This is a genomic window from Synechococcus sp. KORDI-52 (genome assembly GCF_000737595.1).
Classification (GTDB): domain Bacteria; phylum Cyanobacteriota; class Cyanobacteriia; order PCC-6307; family Cyanobiaceae; genus Parasynechococcus.
Map to the genome: position 1 here is coordinate 1,010,807 of NZ_CP006271.1, position 13,004 is coordinate 1,023,810.

Here is a 13,004-nt window from a genome sequence, read left to right on the forward strand (position 1 = left end):
CCACATCCCCGCATCGCTTGCTGTCCATGGCCGACACTGACCGGATCGAAATTCTTTCGGCGCGAGAGCTTGGCCTCACCCTGGCCCGCTTGGCGTCACAGGTTCTGGAAAGTGCTGAGGACAGCCGAAAGCTCATCTTGCTGGGCATACCCACGCGCGGCGTTCAGTTGTCAAAGGTCCTTGCACGGGAATTGGAGCGGCTGACGGGCCATGCGATCGCGCAGGGCTCAATTGATCCCACATTCCATCGCGATGACCTGGAGCGTATCGGTACTCGACTTCCTCAGCTGACCACATTGCCCACAAGCATTGAAGACCGTTTGGTCATCCTGGTGGATGATGTGATCTTCACTGGTCGAACGGTGCGTGCAGCGCTGGAGGCCCTTCAGAGCTGGGGACGTCCGCAACGCGTGATGCTTTTGGCCATGGTGGATCGTGGCCATCGTGAATTGCCCATCCAGCCCGATTTCTGCGGTCGCGTTGTTCCTACCCGACGCAGCGAAAGCATCGAGCTGCGCCTGCAGGATGTGGATGGCGAAGAGGGAGTGTTCCTGAATCGGGCTAGTCGATCATTTTGAGTTCATCGGCGCGGAAATGGGCCTTGTAGCGGCCGAAGGCAACGATCACTGGAAGCGTTGGGCTGATCACACGTCCCTTCCAGTCGTTGAGCACATTCACCACGTCACCGCACTGGCCCTTCATGTCGAAGGCTTTACCCCTGTGCTCGGGATGGTTGAACACCACGACGGATGCCTCAACCGTCACCCTGTCGCCCGCCTTCATCGCACCTGAATCATCCACGGGCTCATCTTGTCACGGGCTCGGGGATGAACGCCTGCAGAAGCTCTCAGGCCCATCTTCCTCAATGCGTCCACCGAGGTTGCTGCATCCCGTGGAAAAAGCTGTCCAGGGGTCCAGCCCTCGGCGTAATTGATCCTGCACAGCGGCATCCAGCGCGTCACCACTGATGACGTCGGGATGCGCCGCGGGATGCTGTTGATGTTCCTGGGCCGTGTCGAGAGCCCGTATTGCAGTCTCCACCTGTTCTCGGGTGGCAAGGGCCTGCTTTTGCCACCAGGGATGGTCGAGTTTGTTGAGGCTGTCGAGGGCCTCCCACCAGCGTTCCTGTTCGACCAGTTGGACCAGCCGACGCTGTTCCAGACGATTGCGGTTCCAGATCTCCATCAGCGTTGCACTGAGTTGGCTGATCGAACTGCGCGCATGGCCTTTCAGGGGGTCCAGCAGGTTGAGTGCCTTCTGAAGTTCCCCTTGGCGAAACAGAGCAACTGCCTGATCCTTCAGAGCTTCTTGCCAGCTTTTGAGCGTCTCGCGATGAGCATCGAGGTCGCCATGTCCCGATGCGACCAGTTGTTGCTGCAGCGCAATGGCGGCGATGAGTTCACCCTGGTCCCAGAGCTCTTCGGCGTGCTTTTGGCGGCAGAAAGCCTGCTCTTCCGGTGCTCCATCTCCCAACCAGCGCAGGGCTGCCAGTTGCTCGCTGGTGCGAATGCAGGCTTCGTAATCCTTGGCGATGAGGGTGTTCTGCAGCCGCTCTGGCAATTGTTTTTCCCACCAATAGGCGCCTGCTGCCATCGCAAGCACCAGCCCAAGGGTCCCCAGACCCCAGAGCCGCAGCAACAAATGGCGCGGTGCCGCCAAGAACCCATGAGCCAAGAGCTAAGTCTGTTTTATGGATGGACAGCTGCTGTTCCAGGGACCTGTGGACGGACGTGCTATCGGACGGCACCCAGCGTTGGGTAAGCCCACGCTTGTCCGGAGCGCAGGTCGTTGATCTCAAGTTGGAGCTGCGCCTGCCCATCAATGCTCCAGCGCAGCCTCAGGCAATCCTCACCCCGTTCGCCGGCGGGGTCCAGAGGTAGGACCAGGGGGGCGCCGGGCCAGGCTTGATGGGAGACCTCCCCTGCGGTCTGCTCCTGAAGGGTTGGCAACCCATCGATGAAGACCACGCTGTGGCTGCCCTGGGGGCTCGGTTCCCCCAGCACCAGCTCCAGGCTCCGTTGCCCGGTCTGGCTGGCGGCCAGCACGAGATCGAGGGGGGAAGGGCTCGGCCAGGGTTGCCCTGCAACGAACAGTGGATGCCAGCGGTGGCTGTTGCTGCGCTGATCCCAGAAGCGCAGGGAAACACCGTGCTGGAGCACATCCCGGATGGCAACGCCGGGGGTGAGTTGCAGGGCGCCGAGGGCCACGGCCTCCACTGGTGGGGGGGTGAGCAAGCGTGCTGGAGCCGTGTTCTCGGAGAGCCATTGGCGCAGGAAGGGCAGCTGGGCTCCGCCTCCGACGGCCACAACCCCCTCAAGATCCTCAAGGCTGCAGTTGTTGCGGCGACCGCCAGCCAGGCAGCTCTCCAGCAGTCGTTCGAGCGCGTCTCCGAATCCGCGCTTCAGCAGCAGCGTGTTGAGGTCGCTGCGTGCCAGGCGAAGAACATGCTCATGGTCATCCACCGCCAACTCCATGAGCTTTTCGCGTTCGCCCAGAGTGGTGTCGCTCAGCCGGCATTTGAGTCGTTCGGCGGCATTGAGCAGAGGGGCGCTGGCGGCTTGTCCCGGGCAACAGTGGTCCACGATCCAGCGATCAATCTCGCGGCCACCGAGGCGCAGCCCTGCCTTGCCCAGCACCTTTGCCGTGCGCAGCATCTGTCGGCTGTTGTCCCCCAGGCTGCGTCCCCCCAGCCGCAGTAGTTGTGCGATTGGTGCTGCACGACCTTCGCCGCCTTCCAGGGCCACCAGGGCCAGATCCAGGGTGCTTCCCCCCAGGTCGACCACCAGCAGGGTGGATCCTGCCGGGAGGCCTGCGCCCATGGCTGCTGCGGTGGGTTCATCGACCAGGGCTATTTCGTCCACCGGCAAGGCTCTGCAGGCCTGCAGCAACCAGCTTCGGTAAGTCCGATAGCACTCCACTGGGGCGGTGAGCACCAGGCGTTTGATCGCGAGGTCGGGGGGGAGGCGGCTCCAGATCTGCTGGATCAGCTGCTCTCCTGCCCAACAGGCTTCGTCCTGATCAGGGGCGTCTGCTTGACCGATACGGCCCTTGAAGTCCCGATGCAGTCGGCCGTCACGGCTGTCGCATAACCCCGATTCGACCACCTGCCGACCGATCAGCGGTCGTTGCGTCGCCCTCCACACAAGGCTGGGAATTTCACCGGGCCGGCTGCAGATCGCTGACAGGTTCAGCAGCTCGGGTTTGGTTGATGTCGAACCTTGATAGGCCACCACCGTGGTGGTGCTGCCCAGGTCGATGGCGAGTGTTCCGCCCCGATGGTCCGAATGCTGAAGCTTTTCTTCGCCCACGCGATCTCTGACCGTGCTCTGGGCACGGTGAAGTCAGGATGAGACTAAAGGGACTGGAGGCGATGGATCGATTGCAACAGCTGATCTTTTCCTTCTACCGGGAAGATCCTGAACTGCAGGAGAGGCTGGAGCCACTGCGGAGCTGTCGCATGCGTCGCAGCTGGGGCAGCATCCGCATCGAATGCCTCGATGAAGCCCATCTTGAGGAGTTGAGTGGACTGGTCGCTGATCTGCGTTTGCCTCTGGCGGCCTTGGGGATTGGGCGCCAGATCGTGTTGCGGGTTCCAGGCTCCCGTCAACGGGCCTATCCCATGCACGTGCCCTTCCACACCGATCAGCTGGCCTGAGAAGGCTTGCAACTAGCCTGGAGCTGTTTGATTCAAGCCTGTGCTTTCTGCCGGAGTGAACCCCAAGGACCTCGCCAAACGTGGCGAAAGTTTGATCCGTCAATCCAGTAATCGTTATCTGACCACGGTGCGGATTGCCTTTCGGGCTAAACAGCGGCGTTTCGACGACTTCGATGGTCTGCTGGAGGAATCCAGTGTCAAGCCGGTTCAGCGGGCCATCGTGGAATTGAGCGACGAACAGGACCAGCCCGATCTGCTGCCTGGTTGATCGATCGGGTGTGATTCAGCAGGAGGGAGCCGGTTGGCGTTTGTCTTTGGATCCCTCCCGAGGGCAGTACTGCGTTCTTGTTGGCGGAGAGCGCTGGGCGTTTGAGTTGACCGAGCCGGAGTGGCGGGATCTGGTGGATCTCGTGGCGACCCTGGAGCAGCAGCATCGGGGCCTGGTTGACCAGCTGATGCCGGAGGAAGTGATTGAGCTGGAGTTAGACCGTGACCTCTGGTGGGGATGTTTGAGCGGCGATCGCCACCAATGGGAGTTGCGCATCCTGCTGACGCCGCTGGAGGGGCGGGCTGCTGAGGGTGAATGGCCTGCCCCTGCAGCAGCAGCGGTGGTGGCTGCGATGAGAACGTTGTGGGACTCGCAGCATTGATAAGCGTGGCTAATTGTTTCTGGGCTATTGATTTCCCCCGCCCATCGCCGGCGGCTCTGCACAGCTTTTCCACAGGCTATGGGTCGCGAGCGCCGTTGTGGCGGGCTGCTGTGGAAAACGGCTGGTTTTTGTTGTTTTCGCTTGACGATGGTGGCGGGCTGCGCGGATCCGTCTATGCCTGCGTTGCGGCCAGTGCAGGAGACGCTTCCAGGCAGGAATCTCGCCTGGAGATGAATGAGAATGAGTCCATGTTGCTGGTCCTTGACGCTGGCGCCGCGATGTGGAGAACTAGTGGTCGTTTCGTAAAGACAAGATGCCGGAAGGCCTTGAGCAAGCCGCGGCTGAGACCAGTGTTGTGAGTTTCCAGTCGGAACTTCCACAGCCCCTTCAGCAGGCCATGACCCAGTTCATCGAGGGGCATCCGAATTGGGATCAATACCGATTGGTTCAGGCGGCATTGGCCGGTTTTCTCGTCCAAAACGGCAAGCCCTCACGAGAGATCACTCGGGTTTATGTCGGAAACATGTTTCGCCGGGAGTCATTGCTCAATGGGGTCTGAGGTCTGCAGCAGGCCATCAGCACCAGGGCGCTGAAGGGGAGGCTGAGCAGGAGTCCCAAGGTGGCGCCGATCAGCCCCAGCAGGTTGATCCCCAGCAGCATCCCCAGCAGCGCCAGAACCTGGAAGCCATTACGGTGCACCAACTGGCGGCTGAGGTCCATCGCCTGAAGTGCGCGGCAACGCTCGTGGACCAGCAAGGGAAGGGCCATGATCTGGCTGAACAGCCAGCTCAGCAGAATCAATCCACCCAACACAACGCTCAGGCCGGCCAGGGCGGTGCTCCAGCGTCCGAGCATCCAGCTCAACGACTGAACCAACCCGACACCACCCAGCACGAGCAGCAGTTCCAGCAGCACCAGGGTGAAGGCTTGCCGCAACAGCCGTCGCCAGCTCTGCTTGGGCCGCTCGCCGCGTCGATCGGGGAGCAGACCATCCGTGAACTGCAGCAAAGCCAGAATCGGCAGCAGGGGAAGCACCAGACTCACCAGCACAGAGAGATCCCCAAGTCGGTTCAGCCATGGGGATCCCGCCAGGCGCAGGTCGTGACCGACCACCGCTGGGCCACTGGCGCTGATCAACACCAACGCCGCCAGGCCGACACACCGCCAGGGCCCGCGGCTGAAGCCGATCCATGCCCGGGGCAGCAGGGTGACCAGTGGGATTTCAGTGGAACTGGCCAAGCCGTGAGAGGAGGTCGTTGGCGGTGTCGACGGGAACCGGAAGGATCGAGAGCCTGTTGCCGCGTTTGATCACGGGCAGCTGCTCTTCGGTATAGAGGTCCCGCAGCTGATCGAGACTGAGCAGAGTGTCGAACTCTCCAAGAAAGCGCAGACGGGCGCAGTCCCAGCGCGGTTTCTCGGGGGTCGACTTGGGGTCGTAGTACTTGGCTGTGGGATCAAATTGAGTGGGATCCACCAGACCGGTCTCCATCACGTCCATCAGCCCGATGATCCCGGGTGGTTTGCAATTGGAGTGGTAAAAAAATGCTTGGTCGCCCACCTCCATGCTGCGCATGAAATTGCGCGCCTGGTAGTTGCGAATGCCGTCCCACAGCGTGGTGCCCTCGCGACGCAGATCATCGATCCCGTAGGCGTCGGGTTCGCTTTTCATCAACCAGAAGGCCACGTCTCATCGCTTGTTTCCCACCATCATCGGACCGTCAGGCCCGGATTCATCCCATTGCGTTCGTTTGGTCTCAGGCGACGTCCAGCAGGGGCTGGATCAGGGCGCGGAAGTGTTCCCCTCTGGCCTCGAAATCCCGGTATTGATCAAAGCTGGCACAGGCCGGTGACAGCAGCAGCGACGAGGCCTGATGCCGCTGCACGGCCTTTTCAGCCAGGTTGACAGCGCTTTCGAGCCCTGGGCACTGCAGCAGTTCGCCTGGGTATCCAGCCGCTTTGGCAAGATTGGCCAGCTCATCGGCCCCCGCACCGAACAGGATCAGGCTGCAGGCCTTGGTGTGCAGCTGCTTCATCCATCCACTGGCATCACCCTGTTTGGTCTGCCCCCCGGCCAGCACCACGACGGGGCGCTGCACGGCCCTCAAGCCCACCTCGGCTGCGTCGTAATTGGTGGCTTTGCTGTCGTTGAACACGCTGGCTCCCGCCAACGTGCCCAGCTGTTCAAGCCGGTGTGGCACGCCCGGAAACGTGCGCAAGGCGTCGGCAATCTCCTGGGGGGATAGGCCCACCTCCAGGGCGGCAGCGGTCACCAGCAAGAGGTTTTGGCGGTTGTGGCGGCCCGGCATCGCCAGGACATCAGCCGCAAACAATCTCGTGGTGTTGTTGCGCACCATGCCCTCGTCATCAATCCAGAGGTCGACGGGCTGGTTGTCCGGACGCGCCCCCTCACTGCTGACCCAGGTGCCGCGGCCCCAGCTGCTGCGTTGCTTGCGCAGGTCTGGATCATCGGCATTGAAGAGGGCGCACGCTGAGCGTTCGAGCAGCCCGCGTTTGATCGCCCGGTAGGCCTCAAGGGTGCCGTGGCGCTCAAGATGGTCTGGGGTCAGCGTGGTCCAGATGCCGATCTTGGGGGCCACAGCGGGCGCCGCCTCGATCTGGTAGCTGCTCAGTTCCATCACGAGCCAATCGGGGCGGGGTGTGGCCCCTGAGCTGATCTGGCAGGCCAGCTCTGCTGCGGAGAGGCCCATGTTTCCCCCCATCGGTGCCATGAGGCCTGAGGCCTCCAAAACGTGGCTGAGCAGATGGGTGACCGTGGTTTTGCCGTTGGTTCCTGTGATGCCGATCCAGGGGATCTGCTGGAGGGCATCCCAGGCCAGATCCATCTCTCCGCGCACCTGGACGCCCTCGGATCGCAGCTGGACCAGAGTTGGGTGATCCCAGGGAATGCCAGGGCCGATCACCACAGCGCCCAGGTTGTCTCGCCAGGTGTCAAAGCTTTCCGGGGTGAGGGGCTGCCCCAGGACCACCTGAATGCCCTCTTCGGCGAGTGTTTTGGAGGTGTGTTGGAGGGCTTCGTTATCGCCCCGTTCGAACACAATGACGTCGAGATTCTGCTGCTTGAGCAGACGTGCAGCCCCCAAACCTGAACGACCCAAGCCAACGACAATCGTGCGTGTCATCGCAAGGTTTGAAGCTCGTAAACGCAGTTCCAACAGGGAAAGTGGGCGATACTGGATTTGAACCAGTGACTCCTACAATGTCAATGTAGTGCTCTACCCCTGAGCTAATCGCCCGACCTCGATCAAGCTGAAATCTTGTGATTTCATCGACCGAGGCTGAACAGTAGCAGCTGGTGGGCAGCTCAACTCAACTGCGGCGCAGTTCGACGCGCCAGCGCTCCCGTTTGGTGCGGGTGAGTGAGAGCACCTCCACAGAGCCGCGATCCTGCAGCTGCAGCCGGTCGCCCACCACCAGTTCACGGCTGGCTTGACGCACGTTGTCCCAGTTGAGCCGTAAACGCCCAGCTTTGACGTGGGTCACGATCTTGGCCCGGGACAGCCCGAATCCTGCAGATGCAATCGCATCCAGGCGACAGGAGGCCTCCACCGTCTGCAGGGTGCGGACGCTGCGTTGCACAGGGTGCTGCAATTGCTCCATAGGGCGGGATTCGCAGCGAATCTCCACCTCGCGCACGGCCCCCAGGCGGCCATGCAGGGCTTCGGCAGCGCTGGGGGTGCAGACCCCTTGCCCACCGCGATCGCCGCGCACCCAGAGATCGCCGATGTTGTCTGCGTCGACGCCCATGGCCTGCAACGCTTCGCGCAGATCCTCGGGGGAAAGGGGGTCGAAGAGGAAATTGCCTTCGATCAGCAGGCCTTGAACCGGGGCCGCTACATCAGGGTTGTCGTCGCGACGGTGGCAGAGCAGCCGTTGGCGTTCGGCGCCTGGATAACCACCATCACTGACCCAGGTCAATTCACTGAGGCTGCCCAGGCGAGCCAAGGCTTCCTCCCGCAGCGGTGCACTGAGGAAGGGGCTCCAGGCCGGTTGCCAGGTGCGCAACACCTGCTCCGCGAGATCGACGAGGAGCGTCAATCCTTCCGGGTTCTGGGCCCCCTCTAGCAGCTCCTCCCTGGGCAGCATCACAGGTCGTCGAGGCGAACCACCTGTTGCGGCCGCGACTTTTGAATCACTTGCCAGGGGGCTTCGATGCCATTGGGGGTTTCCAGCAGCACCAACCAGCGTCCTTCGTCGCGGCGGTTGCGCAGGATCCGCACGCCTGCATCGTTGTCTGAATCCACACTGGCGGCCGCGGCGTAGCTCCCCATCAGGCCGGAGCCCATGCCCAGCAGGCCACCGATCAGCGTTTCACCCCAGGGGCCAAAGCTGGCGAAGGTGGTGAGGTTGGTGATCTTGGTGAAGGTCACTCCAGCCAGGAAGCCGAAGGGCATCAGCCAGCGGGCCATACCCCGTTGACGTTGCTGGCGGGTCAGGTTGGGGTTCAGCAGGGCGACTTTGTCGATCGCATCCCCGTCAGGGGGAATCATCAAACATTTGAGCAGCGGCAGATCGGTGTCCCGGAGCCGCTGGATCAGGCCCTCTGCCGCTGGGGCATCGGTCATCACCATCACACAGACGGGCATGGGGCATTCAGATCCAGTGCGCTGAATTCTGAACCCTGTGCTTCGAACTGGAGGGGGTGGTGGGTGTCGATCTCTACAGTTCTCCGCGGCAGTTCTGCGCCTTTCGATGACGAAAGTTCTTGTCTCCGATCCGATCGACCAGGCCGGGATCGACATTCTCGGCCAAGTGGCGCAGGTGGATCAGCGCACCGGCCTCTCGGAGGAGGAGCTGATCGGGATCATCGGTGAATACGACGGATTGATGATTCGTTCCGGCACCCAGGTGACCGCAGCGGTGATCGCTGCGGCGAGCCGGCTCAAGATCATCGGCCGCGCCGGCGTCGGCGTGGATAACGTTGATGTTCCTGCGGCCACCCAGAGGGGTGTGCTGGTGGTGAACTCCCCCGAGGGCAACACCATCGCAGCCGCGGAGCACGCTCTGGCGATGATGTTGACCCTCTCGCGGCACATTCCCCAGGCCCATGGCGGCATGCGGTCCGGCAAGTGGGATCGCAAGAAATACGTCGGCAACGAGCTCTACAAGAAGACCCTTGGGGTGGTCGGTCTGGGCAAGATCGGTTCCCACGTTGCCCGGGTTGCCCAGGCCATGGGCATGGAGGTGATCGCCTACGACCCCTTCATCGCCGCCGATCGCGCCCAGCGGATGCAGGTGAAGCTGCTCGAGTTGGATGAGCTGTTTCGCGCCGCCGACTACGTCACCCTGCACATCCCCCGCACCAAAGACACCGAAAATCTGGTCAATGCGGAGCTGCTGCGCACGATGAAGCCCACGGCGCGGATCGTGAACTGCGCCCGCGGTGGCGTGGTGGATGAGGCGGCGATCGCTGAAGCCATCAACAACGGGGTGATCGCTGGTGCTGGCCTGGATGTGTATGCCAGTGAGCCCCTGGCGGAAGACTCCCCCCTGCGGTCGGTGGAGCGTGGTCTGGTGCTGACGCCCCACCTCGGTGCATCAACGGAAGAGGCCCAGGAGAATGTGGCGATCGACGTGGCGGAGCAGATCCGTGATGTGCTTCTGGGTCTGCCGGCCCGCAGCGCAGTCAACATCCCCGGCCTCAGCGCCGAGATCATGGAGCGGCTCAAGCCCCATCTCCAGCTTGCTGAAACCGTCGGTCTGCTGGTCAGTCAGCTGGCCGGCGGTCATGTGAAGGAGATGGAACTGCGCCTGCAAGGTGAATTCTCCAGCCATCCCTCCCAGCCTCTGGTGATTGCTGCTCTGAAGGGTCTGCTCAGTGCTGGCCTTGGCGACAGCATCAACTTTGTGAATGCCTCGCTCGAGGCCAAGGCCCGCGGCATTCTGGTGCTGGAGGTGAAGGATGAGAGCAGCCGCGACTTCGCCGGTGGCTCACTGCAAATCACCACTCGCGGCGATCAGGGCAGCCGTAGCGTCACCGGTGCCGTCTTTGCCGATGGGGATCTGCGTATCACCAGCATTGATGCCTTCCCGGTCAATGTGACGCCGAGCAACCACATGCTGTTCACCCGTCACCGGGACATGCCCGGCATCATCGGCCACCTGGGCTCGCTGTTGGGTGAACACAACGTCAACATCGCCTCGATGCAAGTGGGCCGCAAGATCGTGCGTGGTGATGCAGTGATGGTGCTCAGCATCGATGATCCGATCCCTGCCGATCTGTTGAAGACGATCACGGCGATCGAGGGCATTCAGGAAGCCCACCCGGTCACGCTCTGATGTGGTGGCGTCTGACACTCCCGTGTCCTCCGGAGCTGGAGGAATCGCTGGTGTGGAAGCTGACGGATCTGGGCCTGCACCGCCATGCGGTGCAGCATGCGCCTGAAACGCCTGACCGCAAGACGCTGTTGGTCTGGCTCCCGAAGCCGGAGTGGCCGGAGCCTCAGCGGCGGGAGCTGATCGCCAGCCTGCAGCCGCTGGCGGAGCCCTTTGGTCTCAGCCTGCCCGATGGGCACTGGGACGATGTGGCGGATGAGGATTGGAGCCTCAGCTGGAAACAGCACTGGCAGGCCGATCCTGTCGGTGCTGGGCTGTTGATCCTGCCGGCCTGGCTGGAGGTTCAGCCGGAGCATGCCGACCGGCTGGTGATCAAGATGGATCCGGGCAGTGCCTTCGGCACTGGAAGCCATCCCACCACCAGGCTCTGCCTGGAAGCTTTGGAGCAGTCGCCTCCTTTGGGGTCGCTTGTGGCCGATCTGGGCTGCGGCAGCGGGGTGCTGGGCCTTGCTGCGCTGGGCCTGGGGGCGGAGTCGGTGGTGGCCGCTGACACCGATTCCCTGGCGGTGCGTGCCACGGCGGACAACCGCGGCCTCAACGACCGATCGGAGGCTGAGCTTCAGGTGGCTCTCGGTTCAGTGGAGACCCTGAGCGAGCTGCTCGCCCCCCGCCGCGCTGATCTGCTGCTCTGCAACATCCTGGCTCCGGTGATTGAAGCCCTCTCCCCGGGGTTTGAGGGGCTGCTTCAGCCCGATGGGCGCGCTCTGCTCAGTGGGCTCCTGGTGGATCAGGCACCGCGCCTGAAGGAGGTCCTGGGGGGTTTGGGCTGGTTGGTCACCGTCGAGGCGGCACAGGGCCGCTGGGGGCTGTTGGAGATCCGCCGCCGCTAGGCCTGCCCGTATAAGCCAGGCTTATCAGAGTGGGGTCTCCGATTGGTCCTCTTCCCTAGTGGCCCAGGAATCGTCAGGTTGAGCACCTATTTGAAGTAAAAATGTGGCGTTCTGCAGGACCGGGTTTTCCGGAACCCTGTACGCATTCATCAATCATGGCTTCCTACAAGGTCACCCTGGTCTCCGAGAGCGAAGGTCTGAACAAGACCATCGAAGTGCCCGACGACCAGTACATCCTCGACGCTGCTGAAGAGCAGGGCATCGACCTCCCCTACTCCTGCCGCGCTGGCGCTTGCTCCACCTGCGCCGGCAAGATCACTGCTGGCACCGTCGACCAGTCCGACCAGAGCTTCCTGGACGACGACCAGATCGAAGCTGGTTTCGTGCTGACCTGCGTCGCCTACCCCACCAGCGACTGCACCATCAAGACCCACGCCGAAGAAGAGCTCTATTGAGTCTCTGTCCTTCAACATGTGGACGAGTCCTCAACCACCCCTGCGGGGGTGGTTTTTTTTGGTCTGGTCGTCTTCCATGCGTGTCCCTTGTCTTCTCCTGCCGTGAGCCGCCCCGAAGTCGACGATCTTCTGGAGCCCGGCAGTGTTCACACCAGCCCCGGCGGTCAGTACAGCTTCCGCGTGATCGGGCCCTGTTGCCGGTTGTTTGACCGTGAAGAACTGCCCTGGCCCTGCTGTCGTCTGGCCTGGCGCAGCAAGGAGCCGAGCTGGAGACGAATCGGACGTCGGTTTGTGCCCGACCTGGCTGCCCGGCGCTGCCCCTCCTACGCGGTGGAACTGCTGCAACCGGGCGGACGACCCACGCCCACGGTGCTGACTCTGTTCTCCGTTCGCTTCAGCCGGGATCTGCAGGAGTGGTGGTACAGCCGCCATCCCAGCTCCATGGCCCCTGAGCATGTGAGTCCTGAACAAAAAGCCCCGATGGCCTAAGGCCACCGGGGTCGATCGCTGGCTGAGAGCCGGATGGAATCAGAAGTAGATCTTTCCTCCTCCCCAGGCACTGCCCTGGACTTTGGGTGACACCAGGATGTAGCCGGCCATCAGGCGGAGATCTTCATCGTCAAGGTCGCGCATGGCGGGGTACAGCTCGGCGTCGCGCATGCTGGGGTGAAGGTCGGCAATGCTGTATTCACCGTCGTATGACGTTGGATCCTTCATGTAGTCAACCAGGGCCTCGACGTTGTCTCGGGCCGGGGTGGCCAGGGCCAAGGTTTCCGGATCCAGGCCGACGTTGTGGTTGGTTTTGGTGATGCCACCGGCGTGGCAGGTGCCGCAGCTGGTGTTGAACACCTTGCGGCCGGCATCGATTTCGCGATCGGTGAAGGTCACCTCTGATCCGGACGGGTCAGCCGGAACGGTAAGGGTTTCGGCGTCCCACTGGGCCGCCTGAGCCGGGGAGATGACGCTGAGACCGATCAGCACCGGGACAAGGATCAGAAGGCCCTTCAGGGACCGTCGCAAAGAAGAGAACACAGTGGCCATGAAGGTGTGGGGGGTGTGA

18 protein-coding genes and 1 tRNA gene are annotated in these 13,004 nt (G+C 62.4%); 9 read left to right on the forward strand and 10 right to left on the reverse strand.

The window, feature by feature from the left end; all coding sequences use genetic code 11:
* Positions 1-26 precede the first annotated feature (26 nt).
* Positions 27-578: a bifunctional pyr operon transcriptional regulator/uracil phosphoribosyltransferase PyrR gene (pyrR, locus tag KR52_RS05040; RefSeq protein ID WP_038556867.1), complete on the forward strand. Its 552-nt coding sequence runs from the start codon at positions 27-29 to the stop codon at positions 576-578.
* On the opposite strand, the gene KR52_RS05045 is transcribed toward pyrR, so the two are convergent.
* From KR52_RS05045 to KR52_RS05055, 3 genes are all read right to left on the reverse strand, one after another.
* Positions 562-783 (reverse strand): ferredoxin-thioredoxin reductase variable chain, encoded by a 222-nt coding sequence (locus KR52_RS05045; protein ID WP_038556868.1) that lies wholly within the window; start codon positions 781-783, stop codon positions 562-564. The genes pyrR and KR52_RS05045 overlap by 17 nt on opposite strands.
* A 30-nt stretch (positions 784-813) precedes the next feature.
* Entirely contained in the window at positions 814-1,659 is an 846-nt protein-coding gene (locus KR52_RS05050; RefSeq protein WP_038556871.1) for a hypothetical protein, read from the reverse strand.
* Between the two features lie 74 nt (positions 1,660-1,733).
* On the reverse strand, positions 1,734-3,308 hold the full coding sequence (locus KR52_RS05055; RefSeq protein ID WP_038553259.1) for an Hsp70 family protein: 1,575 nt from the start codon (positions 3,306-3,308) through the stop codon (positions 1,734-1,736).
* A 62-nt stretch (positions 3,309-3,370) separates the two neighbouring features.
* Here KR52_RS05055 and KR52_RS05060 point away from each other — a divergent pair, with 62 nt between their 5' ends.
* The 4 genes from KR52_RS05060 (at position 3,371) to KR52_RS13560 (ending at position 4,864) form a co-directional block, all read left to right on the forward strand.
* Entirely contained in the window at positions 3,371-3,655 is a 285-nt protein-coding gene (locus tag KR52_RS05060) for a hypothetical protein (protein WP_038553262.1), read from the forward strand.
* Positions 3,656-3,695: 40 nt separating this feature from the next.
* A complete protein-coding gene (locus KR52_RS05065) occupies positions 3,696-3,923 on the forward strand; it encodes a DNA-directed RNA polymerase subunit omega (RefSeq protein WP_038553264.1) in 228 nt (75 codons plus the stop codon).
* A 10-nt stretch (positions 3,924-3,933) separates the two neighbouring features.
* Positions 3,934-4,305 carry a DUF1818 family protein gene (locus tag KR52_RS05070; protein ID WP_038553266.1) on the forward strand — a complete coding sequence of 124 codons (372 nt, stop codon included), beginning with the start codon at positions 3,934-3,936 and terminating at the stop codon, positions 4,303-4,305.
* Between the two features lie 313 nt (positions 4,306-4,618).
* Positions 4,619-4,864 carry a DUF2811 domain-containing protein gene (locus KR52_RS13560; RefSeq protein ID WP_071840173.1) on the forward strand — a complete coding sequence of 82 codons (246 nt, stop codon included), beginning with the start codon at positions 4,619-4,621 and terminating at the stop codon, positions 4,862-4,864.
* On the opposite strand, the gene KR52_RS05080 is transcribed toward KR52_RS13560, so the two are convergent.
* The 6 genes from KR52_RS05080 to KR52_RS05105 form a co-directional block, all read right to left on the reverse strand.
* Positions 4,816-5,544, reverse strand: coding sequence for a hypothetical protein (locus tag KR52_RS05080; RefSeq protein ID WP_038553270.1), 729 nt, complete (start codon positions 5,542-5,544; stop codon positions 4,816-4,818). The genes KR52_RS13560 and KR52_RS05080 overlap by 49 nt on opposite strands.
* Positions 5,528-5,974, reverse strand: coding sequence for an EVE domain-containing protein (locus KR52_RS05085; protein WP_038556874.1), 447 nt, complete (start codon positions 5,972-5,974; stop codon positions 5,528-5,530). The genes KR52_RS05080 and KR52_RS05085 overlap by 17 nt, the downstream gene beginning before the upstream one ends.
* A gap of 85 nt (positions 5,975-6,059) precedes the next feature.
* The gene (murD, locus tag KR52_RS05090; protein WP_038553273.1) at positions 6,060-7,445 is read right to left on the reverse strand and encodes a UDP-N-acetylmuramoyl-L-alanine--D-glutamate ligase; all 1,386 of its coding nucleotides are present in this window, start codon (positions 7,443-7,445) and stop codon (positions 6,060-6,062) included.
* A 42-nt stretch (positions 7,446-7,487) separates the two neighbouring features.
* Positions 7,488-7,559, reverse strand: a tRNA-Val gene (locus tag KR52_RS05095).
* Positions 7,560-7,632: 73 nt separating this feature from the next.
* Positions 7,633-8,409 (reverse strand): photosystem II S4 domain protein, encoded by a 777-nt coding sequence (locus KR52_RS05100; RefSeq protein ID WP_173402196.1) that lies wholly within the window; start codon positions 8,407-8,409, stop codon positions 7,633-7,635.
* On the reverse strand, positions 8,409-8,909 hold the full coding sequence (locus tag KR52_RS05105; RefSeq protein ID WP_038553278.1) for a hypothetical protein: 501 nt from the start codon (positions 8,907-8,909) through the stop codon (positions 8,409-8,411). The genes KR52_RS05100 and KR52_RS05105 overlap by 1 nt, the downstream gene beginning before the upstream one ends.
* Before the next feature lie 106 nt (positions 8,910-9,015).
* Between KR52_RS05105 and serA the strand changes: the two genes are divergently transcribed.
* The 4 genes from serA (at position 9,016) to KR52_RS05125 (ending at position 12,433) form a co-directional block, all read left to right on the forward strand.
* Entirely contained in the window at positions 9,016-10,602 is a 1,587-nt protein-coding gene (serA, locus tag KR52_RS05110; protein ID WP_038553281.1) for a phosphoglycerate dehydrogenase, read from the forward strand.
* Entirely contained in the window at positions 10,602-11,489 is an 888-nt protein-coding gene (gene prmA, locus KR52_RS05115) for a 50S ribosomal protein L11 methyltransferase (RefSeq protein WP_038553282.1), read from the forward strand. The genes serA and prmA overlap by 1 nt, the downstream gene beginning before the upstream one ends.
* Before the next feature lie 155 nt (positions 11,490-11,644).
* Positions 11,645-11,944 (forward strand): ferredoxin, encoded by a 300-nt coding sequence (locus tag KR52_RS05120; RefSeq protein ID WP_006043345.1) that lies wholly within the window; start codon positions 11,645-11,647, stop codon positions 11,942-11,944.
* Between the two features lie 102 nt (positions 11,945-12,046).
* Positions 12,047-12,433, forward strand: coding sequence for a hypothetical protein (locus KR52_RS05125; protein WP_038556876.1), 387 nt, complete (start codon positions 12,047-12,049; stop codon positions 12,431-12,433).
* Positions 12,434-12,472: 39 nt separating this feature from the next.
* On the opposite strand, the gene psbV is transcribed toward KR52_RS05125, so the two are convergent.
* A complete protein-coding gene (gene psbV / locus KR52_RS05130; protein ID WP_038556878.1) occupies positions 12,473-12,985 on the reverse strand; it encodes a photosystem II cytochrome c-550 in 513 nt (170 codons plus the stop codon).
* Positions 12,986-13,004: the final 19 nt, after the last annotated feature.

Coding starts and splice junctions, on each gene's coding strand:
- pyrR (WP_038556867.1), top strand. CDS start 27: ATGGCCGACACTGACCGGATCGAAATTCTTTCGGCGCGAGAGCTTGGC.
- KR52_RS05045 (WP_038556868.1), bottom strand. CDS start 783: ATGAAGGCGGGCGACAGGGTGACGGTTGAGGCATCCGTCGTGGTGTTC.
- KR52_RS05060 (WP_038553262.1), top strand. CDS start 3,371: ATGGATCGATTGCAACAGCTGATCTTTTCCTTCTACCGGGAAGATCCT.
- KR52_RS13560 (WP_071840173.1), top strand. CDS start 4,619: ATGCCGGAAGGCCTTGAGCAAGCCGCGGCTGAGACCAGTGTTGTGAGT.
- KR52_RS05085 (WP_038556874.1), bottom strand. CDS start 5,974: ATGAAAAGCGAACCCGACGCCTACGGGATCGATGATCTGCGTCGCGAG.
- murD (WP_038553273.1), bottom strand. CDS start 7,445: ATGACACGCACGATTGTCGTTGGCTTGGGTCGTTCAGGTTTGGGGGCT.
- KR52_RS05100 (WP_173402196.1), bottom strand. CDS start 8,409: ATGCTGCCCAGGGAGGAGCTGCTAGAGGGGGCCCAGAACCCGGAAGGA.
- KR52_RS05105 (WP_038553278.1), bottom strand. CDS start 8,909: ATGCCCGTCTGTGTGATGGTGATGACCGATGCCCCAGCGGCAGAGGGC.
- serA (WP_038553281.1), top strand. CDS start 9,016: ATGACGAAAGTTCTTGTCTCCGATCCGATCGACCAGGCCGGGATCGAC.
- prmA (WP_038553282.1), top strand. CDS start 10,602: ATGTGGTGGCGTCTGACACTCCCGTGTCCTCCGGAGCTGGAGGAATCG.
- KR52_RS05120 (WP_006043345.1), top strand. CDS start 11,645: ATGGCTTCCTACAAGGTCACCCTGGTCTCCGAGAGCGAAGGTCTGAAC.
- psbV (WP_038556878.1), bottom strand. CDS start 12,985: ATGGCCACTGTGTTCTCTTCTTTGCGACGGTCCCTGAAGGGCCTTCTG.